Source organism: Crenobacter oryzisoli (assembly GCF_030385785.1).
GTDB lineage: Bacteria > Pseudomonadota > Gammaproteobacteria > Burkholderiales > Chromobacteriaceae > Crenobacter_A > Crenobacter_A oryzisoli.
The window spans coordinates 71,251-91,496 of record NZ_JAUEDK010000005.1; the positions used below are offsets into that span (position 1 = coordinate 71,251).

Here is a 20,246-nt window from a genome sequence, read left to right on the forward strand (position 1 = left end):
ACATAATGCACTGATTTAATTCAGTTGATTCTGAAAAAGCACAAAAATGGCGCGCATCAACCTGTCAATGTGTCGCTTTGGCGTCGACAATCCGCGCCACATCAGTGCACGCCCTCAGCCCTCATGTCCCATTCTGGTGCAGCCTCGCTATGCCAGCCACCTTCAGGCCAATATCCCCGCCTCTCCTGGCCGCAGGATATCGTGGCCGATCAGAACCCCCTCCGCCCTCCTACTGCAGCGGCCGCACTTCACTGCAACCGGCCATGCTTCGGCGGGCTGCAGAAAGCGCGGCGCCCGTCGATCACGTCGCCGCCCGCTTATCCTCGAGCCAGGTGCCGACATTCCGGGTCTCTTCCTCGTGACCGGGCTCACGCCAGGTCTCGCGCAGCGCCTCGTCCTGCCAGCGCTGCAGCGACGGCAGGGCAAGCAGCCGCGCCGCATAGGCCTGCGCCGGCGCGCCCAGCGTCAGCCCGTAGGTCTGCACCCGGAACGCCACCGGGGCGAAGAAGGCATCGACGGCGCTGAACGCCGAACCGGCCAGGAACGGCCCACCAAAACGCTCCAGCCCTTCCGACCACAGCGCATCGAGCCGCGCCAAGTCACGCTGCAGCGCCTCCGGTATCGTCTCCAGGTTCACTCTCACCCCACAGTTCATTGGGCAATGCTGGCGCAGTGCGAAGAAGCCGGCATGCATCTCGGCGGCGGCACAGCGTGCCCAGGCCCGCGCTGCGACATCGGCCGGCCAGACACCAACATGGTGTTCGGCCAGGTATTCGATGATGCCCAGCGAGTTCCAGAGCACCGTGCCGCCGTCGTGCAGGCACGGTACCTGACCGGTCGGTGAAAAGGCCCGGAAGGTCTCATAGCTCGAGCCGTTGGCGAACGGCACCAAGCGCTCCTCGAACGGGATGGCAAGCTCGCGTAGCAGCACCCACGGCCGCAGTGACCAGGACGAGTAGTTCTTGTTGGCGATGTAAAGTTGGTACACGCGTCAGGCTCCTGTCAGAAAGAAATCAAGCATCGAACACGATCTCGGCTGCCGGCAACGCCTGGATCGGCACGCCAAAGCTGCGGATCGCCGACAGCGTGGCATTGTGGTGTGTGCGGATCTGCGCGGCACTGGCGTGTGTCTTGTCGTGGGTGGTATGTGCGTCGGCGGCCAAGGTCAGCTGATAACCGAGCCCGGCGGCTCGGCGCGTAGTGGTATCGACGCACACCTCGGTCGCGTAGCCGCACAACACCAGCCGGGTGGCACCCAGCACCGCCAGCCGTTCGGCCAGATCGGTGCGTAGGAACGAATCCGGTGTAGTCTTGCGCACCACCGGGTCATCCGGGCGCGCGTCCAGGCCGGCCGCCAGCGCCCAGCCGGGTGAGCCGTATTCGATCGGCGTGCCCGAGCTCTCGTGCTGCACGAACAGCACCGGCACCTTGGCGGTACGGGCGCGGGCAATCAGGCCGTTGATGCGGTCGATCACCGCATCGGCCTCATAGGGGCGCGGCTCGGGCTCGAACAGCACGTTTTGCACATCGATCACGATCAGGGCGGAACTCATCGGGACATCCTTTGCACGGGGGAAGCGTCCCATATTACGCGCATGGCATGACGTGTACAGTCCCTTGCCTCAGACGATGGCGACCCAGATCTCGATCTCGCCGTCCGGTCTGGCCGGCTCCTGCCCCGCGCCATACAACTCGAAATCAGGCCTGTGCGCCGACCGGTAGCTCGAATTCGGCAGCCAGTCGAACAGGATGGCCCGCCAGGTTTTGCCCAGAGTGGCCGCAGTGCCACGATGCGCGAACACCGCATAGCGCTGTGGCGTGATCCGCATCCGCCCCAGGCCAGGGTCGTGTTCGTCGAAGGCAATCACCTCGACCGCACACCTATATTCGAAGCTCTGCGCATCTGCACCGCACATCACCCCATAGCGCCGTTCCCCAACCTGACCGGGCAGCGGCCCCAGCTCCTCAAATCGGCGCCACTGTTCGCCCAAGCCGGCGTCATTCTCGGTCAGCGCATGCCGCTGGCGCAGCCCGGCCAGCAGCATCAGTCGGCCATCCTCGAAACGCAGCGGCGTCAGCGCGCTCATTGCACGTCGGCACCGCGCTGCAGCAGTTGCTCGCGCAGGATGGAGCGATGACAGTGCCGCTCATCCTCGCAATAGCAGCCGACCGACAGATTAGTCTGGTGCGACAGCGCGGCAAGCAGGTCCAGCTCCCGGCTGGCCGCCGGCTGTTTCAGCTCGGCGACGAACTTGCGAGTGAACGCGGCCCAGGCCTTGTCGTCCTGAGAGGCTTGGGCCGCCTGCGCCTCCTTCACCAGCTCATCCGTCGGCGACAGATTCGGGAACCAGACGTCGTAGAAATCCTTGGCGGCAAAATCCTCCTTACGCACGCCGCGCGGTGGGCGGCGCACCGTGCCGATGCGTAGGCCCTCCCCTTCGGCCCTTGGGCTACCCAGTCTGACGATTCGGATGGTCATGACGACTCCTATTGGCAATATGGAATCGGCCAGGCTGCCGGCCCCGTTCCATCGGACTGCACCGAGGGCTGTGCAGGCTAGCCGGTCCCGGCAGAATGATGAGCAGGCAGCGGCACGCCCGGCCCATCATTACTGCGTCCATTGGCGCAAAAGATGAGCATGTCCTGGTATAAACGCCGCTCGATAGCTCGCGACAACGCGCGGGCGGGGCGGCTCAGACACCGATATCCTCGTTCCATAACGTTGGATTCGCCGCAATGAACTGGCGCATCATCTCGATGCAGCGTGGGTCCTGCACCACGTCGACCCGCACACCACGCTCGCGTAGCAGTGTCTCCTCACCGCGAAAGGTGACGTTCTCGCCGACCACGACATGACGGATGCCATAGAGCAGGATCGCCCCCGAGCACATCGCACACGGAGACAGGGTCGTATAGAGCACGCTCTGGCTGTATACCGTGGCAGGGAGACGGCCGGCATTCTCCAGCGCATCCATCTCTCCGTGGAGGATGGCGCTGCCGCGCTGGACCCGGAGGTTGTGGCCACGCCCGATGATCTTGCCCTCGTGGACCAGCACGGAGCCGACGGGTATCCCCCCCTCCTGCAGTCCTGCTGCTGCCTCGGCAACAGCCGCGTCCAGAAACTCGTCCATGCATACCTCCCTCTGTGATCACGATAGGGTGTCAACGAATCAGCATACTGGCAACGGGCCGTGTCACGGCTCGGCGCGGGCCCGCAGCTAACAGAACCTCAGTATTATTCAATGGTCTCCACAAGATGCCGACGGTTTTCCGGTGCAGCATTGGGCTCGGGCCAGAACTCAAGCATATGGCTGATCTTGCCATTGATGTCCATGGGAAACAAAATGTCCCTCGCATTTTGAACCCCATCAAGTATCGCCCGACATAGACCAGCCGAACCATCACGCCACTGACAAGGCCTTGATGGCCAGCAGGAACAGGACCATCGCATGCCAGTACCGCGAACGTCTCAGCTTGATCGATATCCAGCGCCGCTCGCCATTGCGGTCGAGATTGAGCCAGGCGAAGAGGCTGTGCTCCTTGGCGGTGAGCCGCACCACCAGCCCGATGATCAACAGGATCATCTGAGTTTGTTCGGTATAGGATGACGGGGCAACGGACCGTGGCCAGCATCGGGCATGCTTGTCACACCCCACTTCATGACAAAAGCTTAGTCACTCGCCAGGTTGGCCGAACCCCGTCCCGGTGCGACAATCACGCCATTGCATCGACACCCTTGCCCATGCTCAACCACACCTTCTTCTGGCACGACTACGAAACCTTCGGAGCCGAACCACGCCGCGACCGGCCATCGCAGTTCGCCGGCGTGCGCACCGACGCCGAGCTCAACGAGATCGGCGAGCCGGTGATGCTGTACTGCAAGCCAAGCCCGGACTATCTGCCCTCGCCCGAGGCCTGCCTGCTCACCGGCATCACCCCGCAGCACTGCCTGGCGCATGGCGTGGCCGAGCACGAATTCGCCGGCGTGATCGAGCGCGAGCTGTCACAGCCGAACACCGTCGGCGTCGGCTACAACTCGATCCGCTTCGACGACGAGGTGACCCGTTTCCTGTTCTGGCGCAACCTGATCGACCCATACGCGCGCGAATGGCGCGACGGCTGCGGCCGCTGGGACCTCTTGGACCTGGTGCGCGCCACCTATGCGCTGCGCCCGGACGGCATCGAGTGGCCGACGCACGAAGACGGCCGGCCCAGTTTCAAGCTGGAGCACCTGTCCAAGGCCAACGGCCTGGTGCACGAGGCCGCCCACGACGCTCTGTCCGACGTGCGTGCCACCATCGCGCTGGCGCAGCTGATCCGCACCAAGCAGCCCAAGCTGTTCGACTATTACTTTTCCCTGCGCAAAAAGGACGAGGCGCGGCTGCAGCTGTCGCTACACGCACCGAAACCGGTGCTGCACGTGTCGGGTATGTACGGGGTGGAGCGCGGCAACCTGGCGCTGGTCTGGCCCTTGGCCGAACACCCGAGCAACAAGAACGAGGTGATCGTCTGGGATCTGGCCTACGATCCGCAGGAACTGGTCGGCCTGGGCCCGGAGGCGATCCGCGAACGCATGTTCACCCGCGCCGACGAGCTGCCCGAGGGCGTGGAGCGGCTGCCGATCAAGACCATCCACCTCAACAAGTCGCCGTTCGTGGTCGGCAACCTGAAAGTGCTGTCGGCCGAACGCGCCGCCCACTGGGGCATCGACCTCGACCAGGTGCAGCGCCATGCCGAGCGCGCCGCGCGACTGCCCAATCTCGCCGGGGTCTGGCGCGCGGTGTACAACCGGCCGACGCTGGAGATGCCGGACGTGGACGAGAACCTGTACGGCGGCTTCGTCGGCGGCAACGACCGGCGCACGCTGACCCGGCTGCGCGGCTTGGCGGCGCCGCAGCTAGCGCTGGAGCAGCCGTATTTCGACGACGTTCAACTGGCCCGGCTGGTGCAGCGCTATCGGGCGCGCAACTTCCCCGAATCGCTCAGCGGCGAGGAGCTGGGCCACTGGCAAGGCTGGTGCCGCAAGAAGCTCTTGGACGGCGAACCGGCCGGCCGCACCCGAGCGCAGTGCCTCGCCGAGGTGGCGGCGCTGGAGGTCGACGCCGACGAGCGCGGCCGAGCCATCCTGGCGGCGGTGCGCGATTATGCCGAAACGCTGATCTAGCCCCCTGCCCGCCCCATTCGGCCAACCTTGCGCCCATGATGCGCCGCAAGGTTGGCCGAAAGCCCCACCGATGCGACAATGCGCGCATTTTCGACCCAGGCAAGCTCATGACCGCCCCCCTTCCCGCGATATTCCTGATGGGCCCGACCGCCTCCGGCAAGACCGGTCTGGCGCTCGAGCTGGCACGCCGCTATGACATGGAAATCGTCAGCGTCGACTCGGCGCTGGTCTATCGCGACATGGACATCGGCACCGCCAAGCCCAGTGCCGACGAACTGGCCCAAGTGCCGCACCACCTGATTGACATCATCGCCCCCACCGAGTCGTACTCGGCCGCCGAATTCCACGCCGACGCGTTGCGGCTGATCGCTGACATCCACGCGCGAGGCAAGATCGCCATGCTGGCCGGCGGCACCATGCTCTATTACAAGGCGTTGGAGGAAGGGTTGTCCGATCTGCCGCAGGCCGACCCGGCCACCCGTGCCGCGCTCGACACCGAGGCAGCCGAACAGGGCTGGCCGGCTTTGCACGCACAGCTGGCCGCCGTCGACCCCACCACCGCCGCTCGGCTGGCGCCAAACGACTCGCAGCGCATCCAGCGCGCGCTGGAGATCTACCGGCTGACCGGCGAGCCGATGTCGGCGCTGCTGGCGCGCGAGCACGACAGCAAACCGGCCCTGAATCTGTTGAAGCTGGCGCTGCTGCCGGACGACCGTGCTTGGTTGCACGAACGCATCGCGCTGCGCTTTAAGCTCATGCTGGAGGCTGGCTTCGTCGACGAGGTACGCACGCTGCGAGCCAAGTACCCGACCCTGTCGCTGGAGCTGCCGTCGATGCGCTGTGTCGGCTACCGTCAGGCTTGGCAGTATCTGGACGGAGAACTGACCGAGACCGAATTCTTCGAGAAGGGCGTGGTTGCCACCCGCCAGCTCGCCAAGCGCCAGCACACCTGGATGCGCAGCATGGCCGACCTGACCGTGATCAACTGCCAGCAGGCCGATCTAGTGACACCGGCCTGCCGCGCGATCGACGCCTGGCAGCACTAATGTTGACTTCGTGTTACGATGACGTTGACTGAAGTGATAACTGCCGTTATAGTTTCGTTATGGACAAGACCCTCAACGCTCCGATCATCAACGAATCGTTCAGCCGAAGCGAGCAAGCGCTCGATCGCATTGCTCGCCAACTGCCGCACATGCCGCGCCAGGAAATCATCCTCACGCGGCTGTACTACCATGTGCTGGGCTACCTGAGCGACTACTTCAATGCCGAGCTCAAACAGCATGGCCTCAATGAGACCATCTGGATGGCCCTGATGGTGCTCTACACCCGCGACAACGAGACGATCTTCCCGTCCGATCTGTCTGAAGCGTTGTCATTCTCGCGCACCAATGCCACCCGTGTAGTCGACGATCTGGTCGAACAAGGCTGGGTAGAACGCATCCCCTGCCCGGTCGACCGTCGCAAGACCCGCCTCGCGCTGACCGAAGCCGGCCGCGAGTTCATCAACGGCATTCTGCCGGAGCGCCACCGCCAGCTGCGCACTCTGTGGGACGAGTTCAGCACGGACGAAAAGAACAGCATGGAGCACCTGCTGCGCAAACTGCTGGCTCGCCTCGGCGGCTAACACCCGATCACAAACGGGGATGAACACCTCATCACCTTGCTTAAACACCCGCAATTCTGCGGGTGTTTTTCCACGCGCGCCCGATCCAAGGGCCCATCACCGGGCCAACAAGCGAAGAGCCCCTTATCACCCGTCAGGAGCCGATTTGCGCTTGCGCGATCGGATCAACTAAGTACTGACCTGCATCGGCAGCAGCACCATGTGCCGGCCACTCAGATGGAGTCGCTCCTGAATATCCTGTGGTGCGCTGTTGTGCAGCCAAGCGTTGAGGAAGTTCACCTTGCGGAAAATCAGCTTGCTGGCAAAGCAGACGCTACCGGGGTAATCATCCATCGCTTTTTCGACCTGCTGGGCGAACTCCGTTATCGTATCGGTACTGAACCCCATGCGTGCTTCAGCCGCCAGGCCATGATGGTGGCAGAAACTGGTGTAGTAGTTGAGCGCCTTCTTGATCGAATCTTGCAACGCGTGCAGCTGCTCCTGCCCCTCATAACTTTGCGCATCCACTTCGCCCACTGCGATAAACACGAAATTCTTGAAATGATCGGGGAACAGCCGCTGCACCCACAAGAATGCGTGCATGCTGGCACCACGATGCTTGCCGACCAGCACGATCGCGGTCGGCTTGCTCTTGTCGATGGCAGGGATGGCATCGGGCGGCAGGTCTTCCAGCTCGCCAGCGAACATGGCATCCGATTCGGCCAGCTGAGCGCGAGTCTGGTCGTAATGGCGCCGGATAATGAAACACAGCCAGATCACACTGCTGGTGACCAGCAGCGTCAGCCAGCCGCCTTCAACAAACTTCACGGACACGGTGATGACCAGCACAATAGAGGTGACGGTAAGGCCCAGTGCCGACAGGCAGAAATGATGCAGCCATTGCTTCGACTCGTGCCGGTTGCGCCACCAATAGGTACACAAGCCGAGTAACGACAGGCTGAAAGTCAGGAACACGTTGATGCTGTAAAGCACGACCAGCGCGGACACCTCGCCGCGGGTCCACAGCAGAATCGCTACGCTTGCGATGCCCATCACCATGATGCCGTTTTGCCTTACCAGCCGGGTGGACAGATCGCGAAAATGGCGCGGCACCCAGTAATGACCCGCCATATTGGATAGTACGGTCGGGCCGTCCAGAAAACCGGTTTGGGCACCGACCAGCAGCAAGCCGGCTTCGAAAGCCAGCACCAGAGCGAGCAGACCATGGTTGAACCATGGCGTGCCGACGCCCATGTGCTCGATAACGCTGCGAAAGACCACGGCATTGAGCGTCTGCCCTTCCACCTGCCTAGCGTCCCAGAGCACATAGAGCAAAATGATGCCACCAGCGGTGAAGGCGAGTGACAGCGCCATATAGAGCATGGTGCGCCGACCATGCCTCACCTTCGGTTCGGCCAGCATATTGACGTTGTTGGATACCGCCTCAAGGCCGGTATAGGTACCGCCCCCCATCGAAAAGGCCCGCAACATCAGCGCGATGACAAACAGGCTACCCATGTCATGCGACAGGCTGCGGGTTTGCTGCACGGTGTCGGGCACCAGCGTGGGTAAATGGCTGGCATGCGCCAGCACGCCATACACAATCAGCCCGACGTGCAACACAACAAAGCCCATGAAGATGGGCAGCAGCACCATGATCGACTCCTTCATGCCGCGAAAATTAAGAAAACTCAGCAGCACGATCAGCCCCAGTTCCGTCGCGAGCTTGAAGGTCTGCACTCCGACCGGCAGCAGGCTGAAGAAGGCATCCACCCCGCTGGCTGTCGATGTAGCGATGGTCAGCACATAGTCCACCAGCAAGGCGGCCCCCGACACCAGGCCCACGCGAGGCCCGAGCAGTGCCGTCGCCACCTTGTAGCCGCCACCCCCGGTGGGGAACAGCTCGATCACCTGGTTGTAGCCGAGCGAAATGATGAACACCGTCAGCGCGGTAGCGAGAGCCAGATACAGGCCGAGATGGGTGTGCGTACCTAGCGTCAGGAACGCCTCTTCCGGACCGTAACAGGATGACGACAAGCCGTCCGCCCCCAGCCCCACCCAGGCCAATAGTGGTGCGACCGCAATGGCATGGCGCGTTTTGGGGTCGAGCGGATCAAGCGGGGCACCAAAGGTGATTTCACGGAGCTTGGCAAGGGTGACCATCGCAACCTCGTAGTGAGCTGGATGAACTTGAGCAGGATGCACTGAAGTATATGAACAACCGCAGCAATAAGGCCCCGCTTTCCCCCTTCATACCAGCCGCCGCCCAGCAAAGTTTGCGAGCGGTTGACGGGGTACTTGCCACCAAGATGCTGAGCGCAGCGAAGACGGCTATTTCGGGCCATTGCCCGACACGGAGCATGCCCCTGCTCCCTCCCCATCCCACGCCGAGCCAATTCAACGGACGCGCTCCCCGACTGCAGCGCAACCGGCAAGCCATAGCAAACAGGGCCAAGCAATGCTTGACCCTGTTTGTGGTGCTGGTGCGGCGTTGCCGAATAGCTCGCGCCCTAACCGACAACGCTCACACTACACTTCTTTCATGGAATAGAACGCCTCAAGCCGCCGCAGCTGGCCACTTCCCGAGTCGAGATGACCGTCGATCAATTGATACCCCCTGGAAATCGCATCGGCTTCCGCTTGCTCCCTAGTCGGAGAGTGTCCGAAATCGAACGCCTGCTCCATCGCCGTCTCCAGATTGTGGATGGTCACCCTGACCAAATGAGTCGAATCCTCCAACTGGTATCCGCTGTACGACATCAAATAATCTCGGTGCTCATGAATCGCCATCGTCAGTCTCCTCTCATTGCGCTCACGGCGCTTTTTTGGTGTGCAACTACCTGACAATCTTGAACAAGCTACGTGGTGAACCAGGCCAAAATGAACCTTGCGCGGCACAACCCAGCGCATTAGCAACCAGTTTAGGACACAAAACAGACTGAAGCCAAAACCCTCATAATAATTTGATTTTTATCAAATTATTCATGATCTTAACCTCCGCAGCAGGCAAAACAAAGCCCTCCCACATGGGGAGGGCGAGTTCGCAACAGGCAGGGCCCGGTCAGCGCACCGCAATCACCTTGATCTCGATCTTCCAGTTCGGATCGACCAGCTTGGCCTGCACGGTAGCACGGGCCGGGGTGTGACCCGGCACCACCCAGGCATCCCACGCTGCGTTCATCTCGGCGAAGTCAGCCAGATCGGGCAAGAAGATGGTTACGTCGACCACCTTGCTCTTGTCCGACCCCAGTTCGGCGAGCACCAGATCGGTCTGCTCCAGCACATCGGCGGTCTGCGCACGCGCATCGGCGTTGCCGTCGCGCGGCACCTGAGTGGTAAAGATGAAACCGTTGGCGACGACGGCCTCGGACAGACGGTCGCCCGGCAGGTGGCGGTGTAAGGACATGGGGACTCCCTATAGCGGTGGTTATCGGTGATGAGCGGGCTCATCGACCGGCTATTATCGCCCGGCAGGCCAGCGCCGGGCATGAAAAACGGCGGGACTCGCCCGCCGTTGCGTTCATCGGCCATTCGGCCAAGCTGATCAATGCGCCGTGGTGGCGCGGCGCAGCTGCATCGAGAAACGCTGCAACGATTCGATGCCGCTTGCTTCGGCACGGGTGCACCAGTCCTGCAGCTCCTTCAGCAGCTCGTCGCGGGTCAGCGTCGAGCGCTCCCACAGACGGGTCAGCTCCTGGCGCATGCTGTACACGGTGGTCAGCACCGGGCTCTTCTCCAGCACGGCGCTCAGCGCGGCGCGCTCGCTCTCCGGGGTGTCCTTGGCGTCCTGCTTCAGCCAGATTTTCATCTTGCGCTTCAGGTTAGGGCTGGCCACGTCCTGGGTGAGCTTGTCCAGCTCGCCACGGTACACCGCCTTCAGCTCACGGGCGTAGCGAGCCGCCACCGCGTAACGGTTGGCGATGATCGCCTGCAGGTGATCGACACTCAGTTGCGGGCCTGCATCGCCTTCCTGCAGCTTCGGCGCCACGCGCAGCACCTTGGCGAGGCCGACCATTTCCAGCGCACGGATGTAGCCCCAGCCGATGTCGAACTCGTACCACTTATACGAGAACTTGGCCGAAGTGCCGAAGGTGTGGTGGTTGTTGTGCAGCTCTTCACCACCAATGATGATGCCCCACGGGATCAGGTTGGTGGCAGCGTCCTCGTTCTCGAAGTTGCGGTAGCCCACGTAGTGGCCCAGACCGTTCACCACGCCGGCGGCCCAGAACGGGATCCACACCATCTGCAGCGCCCAGATCGACAGACCGACCGGGCCGAACAACGCGAGGTTGATCGCCAGCATGATGAAGATACCCTTGCCGCTGTGGCGGGTGTAGACATTGCGCTCCAGCCAGTCATCCGGGGTGCCGCGGCCGAATTTCTCGACCATCTCGCGGTCCTTGGCGGCGGAACGGTACAGCTCGGCGCCTTCCCACAGAACCTTATTGATGCCCAGCACTTGCGGGCTGTGCGGATCTTCCTCGGTTTCGCAACGCGCATGGTGCTTGCGGTGGATTGCGACCCACTCCTTGGTCACCATGCCGGTCGTCAGCCACAGCCAGAAGCGGAAGAAATGGCTGATGGCCGGATGCAGATCGAGACCGCGATGGGTCTGGCAACGGTGCAGGAAGATGGTAACCGAAGCGATGGTGATGTGGGTGAGCGCCAGCGCCACCAGCACATAGCCCCACCAGGGCAGATCGATCAAGCCGTTAAGCCATTGCATTCGCTAAACCTTTTTCCGTTTTGAGACAAAGATCTATTGTAATCTAATCCCCCGGTCAACGCACAGTAATACATGCACGGCGGCTCTGGTGTAACATAGTCTTTCTATTTTCAACCGGAATCTCCACTCCGACCGTGTTGCGTAAACAACATCTGATCGTGGCCGGCGCTTCGCTCGCCGGACTGTTCGTCCTGTACGGCGGCGCCTCCTACTGGGCCGGCGTCGAAGCTGAAAAGACTTTGCAGCAGCAGCACCAGATGCTGGCCGACCTGCCGCTTTTCAAGGTGAAGTCACACACCTATCAGCGCGGCTGGTTCTCGTCGACCGAAACCACCGAGCTGACGTTCAACCGCCGACTGATCGGCCCCTACGAAAACATGCTGCCGGACAACGTCAAGCCGCTGCTCGGCGCGACGATCCGCTATACCCAGCACGTTCAACACGGCCCCTTCCCCGGCATCGGCCACTTCGACCTTCGTCCGGGCCGTGCGCTGGTGACTACCCAGTTCATCATGAGCGATGCCACTCACCAGACGCTGAAGCGCTTCTTCGGCGACGCCGAGCCGATCACCGTCACCAACCGGCTCGGCTTCGGGGGCGGCGGCGAGCTGCAGGTCCAGGTACCGCCGTTCGACTACGAGGAAACGCTGTCCGGCGTGAAGATGAAGTGGCAAGGCTTCAAGCTCAACGTCGACTACAACGCGGGCTTCAAGGAATACAAGACCGAAGCGTTGTCGCCAGGCTTCATGCTGGCAGCGGCGACCAAGGGCGGCGTGACCTTCAACGGCGTGCGCTACATCTCCGATGTGCGCCCGGGCAATACCGGCGTCAAGCTTGGCACCAGTGAGCTGACCGTCGGCGACGTGGCGCTCACCTGGAAGGACAGTATCCCCTACAGCATCAAGCTGAACGAGCTGATCTACCTGCTGACCCGCATGCGCGTCGGCGAGTTCGTCAATCCGAGCGGCGAGTTCAAGCCGTCCAATGTGACGCTGAAGGGGCTGCGCTACCAGATCGTCACCAGCGAACAGGACGAGTTCATCAACAGCCGCGGCAAGCTTGATTTCGACAAGTTCGGCTACAACGACCGCATCTACGGCCCGATGCGGCTCGACATCTCAGCAAGCCACCTGCACGGCCCGACGCTGATCAAGCTCGACCAGGAGCTGAGCAAGATCCCGTTCGAGGGAGTGGACCCGGCGGTGCTGCGCAAGCAGTACATCGACACGGTGAAGCGTTACGGCGTGCCGCTGCTGACCAACAACCCGAAGCTGACCGTCAACGACTTCTACCTGAAGATGCCGGCCGGCGAGGCGACCCTGACCGGCCAGCTGGGGCTCGAGGGCCTGAAGGAAGCCGATCTGAATGACCCGGTGACGTTCATCAAGCGCTTTGACGCCGAAGCCAAGGTCAACCTACCACGGCAGACGCTGGAGGACCTGGTGGTGGCGCAGGCCCGCAACCTGTTCACCGTCGATGCCAGCGCCGAGGACCAGCCGGACGTCGGCGAGATCGACAGTCTGGCCAAGAGCCTGCTCGACTCGCAACTGTCCGAATGGTCGAATCAAGGCTTCATCAAGATGGCCGGTGGCCAGGTCTCGACCGAGATGAGTTTCAAGAAGGGCGAGCTCGACATCAACAAGAAGAAGGTGCCGCTGCCGTGGGAGGAAAGCGGCGATCTGGAAAACCCTGCCGCAGCAAGCGCGGCAAAGTAAGCCAGATACCACCATGCAAAAAGGGAGCCTCCGGCTCCCTTTTTTTCGGCCCCCTCCGGCGATGCCGGCGGGAGATGACGAGAACGACTTACTCGTCCATCTGGCTTTGCAGGTAATTTTGCAGGCCGATCTTCTCGATCAGGCCCTGCTGGGTTTCCAGCCAGTCGACATGCTCTTCCTCACTCTCGAGGATGTCCTCGAGCAGGTCGCGGGTCACGTAGTCCTGCACCGTCTCGCAGTAGGCGATCGCTTCGCGCAGCACCGGGATCGCGGCCATTTCCAGCTGCAGGTCACAGCCGATCATTTCCTGAGCGTTCTCACCGATGTGCAGCTTGCCCAGGTCCTGTAGATTCGGCAGCCCCTCGAGGAACAAGATGCGCTCGATGATACGATCGGCGTGCTTCATCTCGTCGATCGACTCTTCATACTCGTGCTCGTTGAGCTTCTTCAGCCCCCAGTTCTTGTACATGCGTGCATGCAGAAAATACTGGTTGATCGCGGTCAGCTCGTTCTTGAGAATGGAATTGAGGTATTTGAGGACTTTCTTGTCACCTTGCATCGCCGTCTCCTGGTGGCGCACATGTCAGGCATGCGTCATTAGCGGGCACTCCGTCTCAGTACGGATGCGAATCGGTGGAATTATGGCATAGCGAGGGGTGGAAACAAGCGAGGCCAAAGAAAAAGCCGCCTCGAGGGCGGCTTGTGCGGTGCCGACGGCGAGTCAGGCCGCTTCGCGCAGCAGCGACTGGCTGGATGCCTGCGCGATGGTGTCCTTCATGATCTGGCAGGCGCAGCCGGCACATTTGCCGCATTCACCGGCCACGCCCAACTCGCGGTTCAGATCGCTCATGCGGGTCGCACCGTTTTCTACGGCATGACGGATCTGGCGGTCGGTGACGGCGTTGCAAAGGCAAACGTACATACTGCACACTCCCTATAAATAGGAACGGTTATCGTTGTTAGATTCTATTTACGAACAATAACAATTGTCAATTACCGCTCATCGGGAGTGACCATGCGCTGGAAACCCAATGTCACCGTCGCCGCCATCATTGAGGCCGACGGCCGCTTCCTCATCGTCGAGGAGGATACCGAGCGAGGCCGCCAGATCAACCAGCCGGCCGGCCATCTTGAGCACGGCGAGAGCCTGGTTGATGCGGTACGCCGCGAGGTGCTGGAGGAAACCGGCTACGAGTTCGAACCGGAAGGACTGGTCGGCATCTACCTGTCAGACAAGGCCGACTCGACCGACATCAGCTATCTGCGCTTCGCCTTCTTCGGCCGTGTCATAGCCCACCATCCGGAGCGGCCGCTCGACGTCGGTATCGTCGCCGCGCACTGGCTGAGTGCCGAGGAGATTCTGGCGCACCACTACCCACACCGCAGCCCGCTGGTGGCCCGTTGCCTGGCCGACTGGCAAGCCGGCCAGCGCGCTCCGCTGTCGCTGCTTGACCGCGTCTAGGCACGCGTCTCTGGAATGCCACAGCCGTCAAGATTTATTAACACAATCCAGGCTGCATGACGGCACTGCTCGACCATTCTGCTGCTACTGTCAGGACAGGATAGCGGCCGGCCCACTGTCCGCACCGCTTTCCATCCCGTCCCACGGAGCGTAGCCTATGCGTCGACTGTGCGTCCTGCTGCTGTCCCTGCCCATCTGGTTCGCCTCCCCGGCGTGGTCGACGACGCTAAAGGTCTGTTATCATTACGGATGTCAACGGCAGGCTGCATTTCAGGTCAGCGAGCGGGACGAAATCTCCCTGGCGGCACTGTTCTCCTCCACCCACAGCGACGTCGAAGAACGTATCGCGGTGGTGCAGGCAGTGCAGCAGCTCTACCAGGTGGCAGCGACGCAGTTTGCGCCGATTGCCGAGGACCGTGGTGGCAATTTCCGTGATGGCACGGCCGAGGGCAAGATGGACTGCGTCGACCACAGCACCAATGTGCAGGGCTTTCTCGACTACTTCATGGCGCAAGGCTGGCTGCGTTTTCACCAGTTGATGGGCCGGACCTGGCGGGCGCCCTGGGTGCTCGACCTGCACTACGCCGCGCAACTGCACGACATCGTCGACGGCAGCGATTGGATCGTCGACAGCTGGTTCAAGGATTTCGGGGCACCGCCTTTGATGGTGCCCCTTGCTATTTGGATGGAAGGATACTCCCCGTGACGGGCAAGAAACGGATCGTCGTCGGCATGTCCGGCGGCGTGGACTCGTCGGTAACCGCGTGGCTCTTGAAACAGCAGGGCCACGAGGTGATCGGCGTGTTCATGCAGAACTGGGAAGACGACAACGACAGCGAATACTGTTCGATCAAGGAAGACGCGCTCGACGCAATGAGCGTGGCCGACATCGTCGGCATCGACATGGAAGTAGTCAACTTCGCCAAAGAATACAAGGACAGGGTGTTCTCGTACTTTCTGAAGGAATACTCGGCCGGCCGCACCCCGAACCCGGATGTGCTGTGCAACGCCGAGATCAAGTTCAAGGCTTTCCTCGACTACGCGATGGAACTAGGCGCCGACTGCATCGCCACCGGCCACTATGCGCGCAAGCACGTCGAGAACGGCCGCCACTACCTGATGAAGGCGGTCGACCACACCAAGGACCAGAGCTACTTCCTGTACCGGCTGAACCAGTCGCAGCTGTCGAAGGCGATGTTCCCGCTCGGCGATATCCGCAAGACCGAGGTGCGTCAGTTGGCCGAACAGGCTGGCCTACCCACCGCGGCGAAGAAGGACAGCACCGGCATCTGCTTCATCGGCGAGCGGCCGTTCCGCGACTTCCTGCAGCGCTACCTGCCAACCTCGCCGGGCGAGATGATCACCCCGGACGGCAAGGTGGTCGGCAAGCATGTCGGGCTGACCTTCTACACGCTCGGTCAGCGCAAGGGTCTAACCATCGGCGGTTCGCGCGATGGCAACGGCGAACCCTGGTTCGTCGCCGGCAAGGACATCCCGGCCAACAAGCTGATCGTGGTGCAGGGGCACGACCATCCGCTGCTGCTCAAGCCGACGCTGAGCATGAGCGACCTGTCCTGGACGCTGGACGAGGCCCCGGCACCGGGCGACTACGCGGCGAAGAACCGCTACCGCATGACCGATGCGGCCTGTTCGCTCAGCCCGGTGGTGGATGGCGCCGCCACGCTGACCTTCCGTGACAAGCAGTGGGCGGTGACGCCGGGCCAGTCGGCCGTGCTGTACGACGGCGATATCTGCCTGGGTGGTGGCATCATCCAGTAAGCCCCTCCTCGCTCCGAATAAACCGGCCACGGGCGGTTTTTTTGCTCCATACCTGCCGCCCAAAAAAGCGGCCAACGAGCTTCCGCAAGTTGGCCGAAAACACTTCTCTGGAGGGAAAGCGTCAGGTGGCTTTCAGCCCCACCTCATAAAAGGTGGAAAAGCCATTGGGGGTGCTCCGTACGTCGAGCAACAGCCGCTCGCCGCCACGGCGAAAGATCCCATCGTCGGCGTTGCGCATCGTGCGCTGACCACGTCGCACGTAGGGCGCCAGCGCATGAACGCGGTCAGTCAGCGCATCGTCGAAATATAGTTGCGAGGTGAACTCGCCGCCCTCACGCGGCCTGATCTTGAAATGGATGTGCACCGTCCGGCCGTCGTACCAGCCTGGGTAAATGGTCAGGAACCTTACCCGGCCATCGGCTCCGCTGCGCTGGAAGCCGCGCAGGAAACGCGTGCCGCGGGTATTGAAACCTGGGTCGTTAGCATCGGAGTAGACACCGTCGGCATCGCAGTGCCACAGGTCGACCTGCGCGCCGACCAGCGGGTGGCAACCGCCGCCGGCCAAGCGAGACACCTGTAGCGTCAGCTGCAGCGGCACCCCGGCCGCCACCCTGCCCGTGGCCGGATCGCTGCGTAGATCGGCGCGCTCCAGCCGCTCGTCGACGAAGTACGGCCCTTCGGTCTGCGCGGGTGTCAGTACACAAGCCGGGACACTCGTCCCGACGCTACCGAGCGCCTGGGCCAGCGGCGTGGCCATCGCGCGATCAACCAGGAGACTTGCGCCGGCGGCACCGCATAAGGTCAGCACGGTACGCCGATTGAATGCGAAGCGATCGTTCATCTCATCTCCCAAGCCGGGCTCAACCCTGCCGGTGGGCTCGCCATTGCTCATGCTGCTTCAGCCGCTGCTGTTGCTCCGGCGTCAACAGCCCATAGAGCTTGTGGCGCAACTCGCTACGGAAGGTAATCAGGTCGGCCATCTGGCGACCCTGCTGTTCGGCCAACTTGCGCACCTGGGCCGGATCGTAGGCACTGAAGCCGGCGGCGCTCGCCAGGCTCTCTCGGGTGGTGCGCAGGGCCTTCATCTTTTGATATAGCGCCGGCTCGGCGTCGTGCATCAACTGGAACACCTTGTCCTGCTGGGCGCTGCTGAGATTCAGCTCATGCAAAGGCAGCATTCCCCGCATCGACATGCTGAAGCCGAGCCCGCCGTGCCCCATGTCATGCCATTCACCGTGCGGCGAGTCGTCGCCCATGGGGGCATGGTCCGACGGAGGGGGTGCGATCGGTTCGGCAGCGGACACGCTGCCGACACCGAGCAGGAACGAAGCGAGTGCCATCGCACTCAGAAAGCGTTTGGTTCGGGTCATAGCGGCCTCCGGTTCAAATGGATTTCGAGGCACCGCAAAGAGCGGCGCATTGGGTACTCGAACTATGCGCCGCAGCGCCGTAAACCGGGGTTAGCAAACTGTAAAGATTGCGAAAATCCCCGCTGCAGCCACCTTCACACTGTCTGTGGCCGGTATCATCGCCCTATCTGATTGAAGCGTCGCAATCGATGCGGCGCATGCCACGAGGAGAACGAAGGTGCGTGTCCTACTGGTCGACGACGATGCCGAACTGGTTTCAATGCTGAGCGATTATCTGCGCTCGGAGGGCTTCGAGGTCGACAGCGCCAGCGACGGAGAAAGCGGCGCGGCAGCCGCGCTGACAGGCCAATACGCGCTGGTGGTACTCGACGTGATGATGCCGCGGGTCGGTGGGCTGGAGGCGCTACGGCAGATCCGCCAGCACAGCCGCGTGCCGGTGCTGATGCTGACCGCCAAAGGCGACGATATCGATCGCATCATCGGGCTGGAGCTGGGCGCGGACGACTACGTGCCCAAGCCCTGCCTGCCGCGCGAATTGGTCGCACGGCTACGCGCGATCCTGCGCCGCACCACCAGTCAGGCCGAACCAACCTCGTCGAACCAGCCACTCACCGCCGGTGAGCTGACGCTGTTCCCGGACCGGCACCGGGTCGAGTGGCGCGGCAGCCCGGTCGAACTGACCAATGCCGAGTTTCAGCTGCTAGCTGCACTGTTGCGCGCCGGCGGCCGTGTACTGAGTAAGCAGGAACTGAGCGAACAGGCACTGGGCCGGCCACATACCCGCTACGACCGCAGCGTCGACGTGCATATGAGCAATATCCGCCAGAAGCTCGGTGCAGGCTCGGGCCCCCATGCGCCGATCCTAACCGTGCGCGGGGTCGGCTACCGGATCATCCTGGAATGACGCGTCACCCCCTGGCTCCTCCGCCCTCATCCCCGGCAACCCATTACCGAGGACACTGATCGTGGGCCGCTTATTCTGGAAGATCCTGTTCGGGTTCTGGTTGACCCTGCTGACCGTGGCGCTGATCAGCGGCACGCTGTCCTACTTGTACGTGTCAAACCGCTTGAGTCGCATGGCCGACGTGGCGGGGGGCCCACGTGCCGCCGTCACCAGCTCGGCAGCGGCGGCGGCCTTGCACTACGGCGGGCTGCCTGAGTTGAATTCGATGCTCGACGCCTGGCCACCGTTCGTGCGAGATCATTTGCGGGTGGTCGATGCACAGGGCCGCGACGCATTTGGCCTGTCGGTGCCTCCGGCCTCGCTGGCCGAAGCCCGTCGCCGGGCCTCCCAGGAAGGCGAACCGCCGAAAGAGCGCAGCGTGCAGACCGCTCTCACCCCAGCTGGTCAACGCTATCTGGTGTTCATACTGGCCGAGGGGCCAATGCCTCACCCACTGGCCGGCAGCAACCACCTACACCCGCCGGCGCCGCTGTGGCCCGGCCCGCCGTTCGGCACGATACTCATCGTCTCGCTAGGCAGCTTGCTGTTCAGCGCCGTGCTCGCCTGGTATCTGACCCGGCCATTGCGCCTCTTGAGCGGCGCATTCACCCGGCTTGCCGATGGCGACCTCGAGACCCGCGTCGCGCCGGCAATCGGTCGGCGCCGCGACGAGATCGCCGACCTCGGTCACGACTTCGACCGGATGGCCGAACGACTGAAAGCGCTGGTCACCGCGCAGCGCCAGCTCTTGCATGATGTCTCGCACGAGCTGCGCTCCCCGCTCGGTCGCCTGCAGGTCGCGGTTGGACTGGCTCGCCAGCAGCCGGACAAGCTCGACGCCTCGCTCGACCGAGTCGAGCGGGAGGCCGGACGACTCGACCAGCTGGTCGGAGAAATCCTGACGTTGTCGCAGCTGGAGGCGAGCAAGCCGACCGAGTCGGACGAGTTCTTCGACCTGATCGAACTGCTGCACAGCATCGTCGACGACGCGCGTTTCGAGGCCGCCGGACGAGCGATCTCGATCGACTTCGCTCCGGCCGGACGCGAAGCGCTGATGCGCGGGCGCGCCGAACTGCTGCACCGCGCGCTGGAAAATATCGTACGCAATGCGCTGAAGCATTCCCCAACGGGCCGGACTATCGACATCGACCTGCTCTGCGACGTTGATCAGGCCATCGTCCGCGTCCGCGTCAGCGACCGCGGTCCGGGTGTTGACCCGGGCCAGCTTGCGGCGATGTTCGAGCCCTTCGTGCAGCTGGACACCAGCCGCACCACGCCTGGCTGGGGCCTCGGCCTGGCAATCGCTCAGCGTGCCATCACGGCGCATCACGGCACGGTCAGCGCCGCCAACCGCCCGGGTGGCGGGCTCACCGTCAGTGTCACGCTACCATTGCAGCCGGCACTGCCCGACACCGACTGAGAACCGCTGACATAGCGCTCCTGACGTTGTTGCACTGCTTTGCTGTACGACTTTGTACTGG

The 20,246-nt window shown here is 62.6% G+C and carries 23 protein-coding genes; 9 read left to right on the top strand and 14 right to left on the bottom strand.

The features are described from left to right. Nucleotides 1-301 precede the first annotated feature (301 nt). The 6 genes from QU481_RS04255 to QU481_RS04280 all read right to left on the bottom strand — a co-directional run bounded on the left by QU481_RS04255 (nt 302) and on the right by QU481_RS04280 (nt 3,584). Entirely contained in the window at nt 302-988 is a 687-nt protein-coding gene (locus QU481_RS04255; protein ID WP_289828645.1) for a glutathione S-transferase family protein, read from the bottom strand. Nucleotides 989-1,013: 25 nt separating this feature from the next. After that, the gene (locus QU481_RS04260) at nt 1,014-1,553 is read right to left on the bottom strand and encodes a cysteine hydrolase family protein (RefSeq protein WP_289828646.1); all 540 of its coding nucleotides are present in this window, start codon (nt 1,551-1,553) and stop codon (nt 1,014-1,016) included. A 69-nt stretch (nt 1,554-1,622) separates the two neighbouring features. Further along, nucleotides 1,623-2,087: a GyrI-like domain-containing protein gene (locus QU481_RS04265; protein ID WP_289828647.1), complete on the bottom strand. Its 465-nt coding sequence runs from the start codon at nt 2,085-2,087 to the stop codon at nt 1,623-1,625. Next, entirely contained in the window at nt 2,084-2,479 is a 396-nt protein-coding gene (locus QU481_RS04270) for a DUF488 domain-containing protein (protein WP_289828648.1), read from the bottom strand. The genes QU481_RS04265 and QU481_RS04270 overlap by 4 nt, the downstream gene beginning before the upstream one ends. Nucleotides 2,480-2,693: 214 nt before the next feature. Next, nucleotides 2,694-3,131 (bottom strand): nucleoside deaminase, encoded by a 438-nt coding sequence (locus tag QU481_RS04275; RefSeq protein ID WP_289828649.1) that lies wholly within the window; start codon nt 3,129-3,131, stop codon nt 2,694-2,696. 270 nt (nt 3,132-3,401) lie between these two features. Next, nucleotides 3,402-3,584: a hypothetical protein gene (locus QU481_RS04280; RefSeq protein ID WP_289828650.1), complete on the bottom strand. Its 183-nt coding sequence runs from the start codon at nt 3,582-3,584 to the stop codon at nt 3,402-3,404. Nucleotides 3,585-3,742: 158 nt separating this feature from the next. Between QU481_RS04280 and sbcB the strand changes: the two genes are divergently transcribed. The 3 genes from sbcB (at nt 3,743) to mprA (ending at nt 6,791) form a co-directional block, all read left to right on the top strand. Beyond that, nucleotides 3,743-5,164, top strand: a complete 1,422-nt coding sequence (gene sbcB, locus QU481_RS04285; RefSeq protein WP_289828651.1) for an exodeoxyribonuclease I — start codon at nt 3,743-3,745, stop codon at nt 5,162-5,164. Nucleotides 5,165-5,271: 107 nt separating this feature from the next. Next, nucleotides 5,272-6,210, top strand: coding sequence for a tRNA (adenosine(37)-N6)-dimethylallyltransferase MiaA (gene miaA, locus QU481_RS04290; protein ID WP_289828652.1), 939 nt, complete (start codon nt 5,272-5,274; stop codon nt 6,208-6,210). 59 nt (nt 6,211-6,269) lie between these two features. Beyond that, on the top strand, nt 6,270-6,791 hold the full coding sequence (mprA, locus tag QU481_RS04295) for a transcriptional repressor MprA (protein ID WP_289828653.1): 522 nt from the start codon (nt 6,270-6,272) through the stop codon (nt 6,789-6,791). Between the two features lie 168 nt (nt 6,792-6,959). On the opposite strand, the gene QU481_RS04300 is transcribed toward mprA, so the two are convergent. The 4 genes from QU481_RS04300 to QU481_RS04315 form a co-directional block, all read right to left on the bottom strand. Beyond that, complete coding sequence (locus QU481_RS04300) at nt 6,960-8,933, bottom strand: APC family permease (RefSeq protein WP_289828654.1); 1,974 nt, start codon at nt 8,931-8,933, stop codon at nt 6,960-6,962. 366 nt (nt 8,934-9,299) lie between these two features. After that, nucleotides 9,300-9,560 carry a hypothetical protein gene (locus QU481_RS04305; protein ID WP_289828655.1) on the bottom strand — a complete coding sequence of 87 codons (261 nt, stop codon included), beginning with the start codon at nt 9,558-9,560 and terminating at the stop codon, nt 9,300-9,302. A gap of 271 nt (nt 9,561-9,831) precedes the next feature. Beyond that, entirely contained in the window at nt 9,832-10,176 is a 345-nt protein-coding gene (locus QU481_RS04310; protein WP_289828656.1) for a RidA family protein, read from the bottom strand. Between the two features lie 138 nt (nt 10,177-10,314). After that, a complete protein-coding gene (locus QU481_RS04315; protein WP_289828657.1) occupies nt 10,315-11,496 on the bottom strand; it encodes a DesA family fatty acid desaturase in 1,182 nt (393 codons plus the stop codon). 134 nt (nt 11,497-11,630) lie between these two features. Between QU481_RS04315 and QU481_RS04320 the strand changes: the two genes are divergently transcribed. Then, nucleotides 11,631-13,211, top strand: a complete 1,581-nt coding sequence (locus QU481_RS04320; protein WP_289828658.1) for a YdgA family protein — start codon at nt 11,631-11,633, stop codon at nt 13,209-13,211. An 88-nt stretch (nt 13,212-13,299) separates the two neighbouring features. Here the strand turns inward: QU481_RS04320 and bfr are convergent, their stop codons facing one another. Together bfr and QU481_RS04330 are read right to left on the bottom strand one after the other, a co-directional pair. Further along, nucleotides 13,300-13,770, bottom strand: a complete 471-nt coding sequence (bfr, locus tag QU481_RS04325; protein ID WP_289828659.1) for a bacterioferritin — start codon at nt 13,768-13,770, stop codon at nt 13,300-13,302. 162 nt (nt 13,771-13,932) lie between these two features. Beyond that, nucleotides 13,933-14,133: a (2Fe-2S)-binding protein gene (locus QU481_RS04330; protein ID WP_289828660.1), complete on the bottom strand. Its 201-nt coding sequence runs from the start codon at nt 14,131-14,133 to the stop codon at nt 13,933-13,935. Between the two features lie 93 nt (nt 14,134-14,226). Between QU481_RS04330 and QU481_RS04335 the strand changes: the two genes are divergently transcribed. The 3 genes from QU481_RS04335 (at nt 14,227) to mnmA (ending at nt 16,452) form a co-directional block, all read left to right on the top strand. Then, nucleotides 14,227-14,673 carry an NUDIX hydrolase gene (locus QU481_RS04335; protein ID WP_289828661.1) on the top strand — a complete coding sequence of 149 codons (447 nt, stop codon included), beginning with the start codon at nt 14,227-14,229 and terminating at the stop codon, nt 14,671-14,673. Nucleotides 14,674-14,830: 157 nt separating this feature from the next. Beyond that, on the top strand, nt 14,831-15,379 hold the full coding sequence (locus tag QU481_RS04340; protein ID WP_289828662.1) for a hypothetical protein: 549 nt from the start codon (nt 14,831-14,833) through the stop codon (nt 15,377-15,379). Then, the gene (mnmA, locus tag QU481_RS04345; protein ID WP_289828663.1) at nt 15,376-16,452 is read left to right on the top strand and encodes a tRNA 2-thiouridine(34) synthase MnmA; all 1,077 of its coding nucleotides are present in this window, start codon (nt 15,376-15,378) and stop codon (nt 16,450-16,452) included. The genes QU481_RS04340 and mnmA overlap by 4 nt, the downstream gene beginning before the upstream one ends. Before the next feature lie 121 nt (nt 16,453-16,573). On the opposite strand, the gene QU481_RS04350 is transcribed toward mnmA, so the two are convergent. Further along, nucleotides 16,574-17,293, bottom strand: coding sequence for an intradiol ring-cleavage dioxygenase (locus QU481_RS04350; RefSeq protein WP_289828664.1), 720 nt, complete (start codon nt 17,291-17,293; stop codon nt 16,574-16,576). A gap of 19 nt (nt 17,294-17,312) precedes the next feature. Then, nucleotides 17,313-17,822 carry a Spy/CpxP family protein refolding chaperone gene (locus QU481_RS04355; protein WP_289828665.1) on the bottom strand — a complete coding sequence of 170 codons (510 nt, stop codon included), beginning with the start codon at nt 17,820-17,822 and terminating at the stop codon, nt 17,313-17,315. Nucleotides 17,823-18,039: 217 nt separating this feature from the next. Between QU481_RS04355 and QU481_RS04360 the strand changes: the two genes are divergently transcribed. Both QU481_RS04360 and QU481_RS04365 read left to right on the top strand, forming a co-directional pair. Beyond that, nucleotides 18,040-18,726 (top strand): response regulator transcription factor, encoded by a 687-nt coding sequence (locus QU481_RS04360; RefSeq protein ID WP_289828666.1) that lies wholly within the window; start codon nt 18,040-18,042, stop codon nt 18,724-18,726. A 61-nt stretch (nt 18,727-18,787) separates the two neighbouring features. Further along, nucleotides 18,788-20,185, top strand: a complete 1,398-nt coding sequence (locus QU481_RS04365) for a sensor histidine kinase (RefSeq protein ID WP_289828667.1) — start codon at nt 18,788-18,790, stop codon at nt 20,183-20,185. The last annotated feature ends 61 nt before the right edge of the window (nt 20,186-20,246 follow it).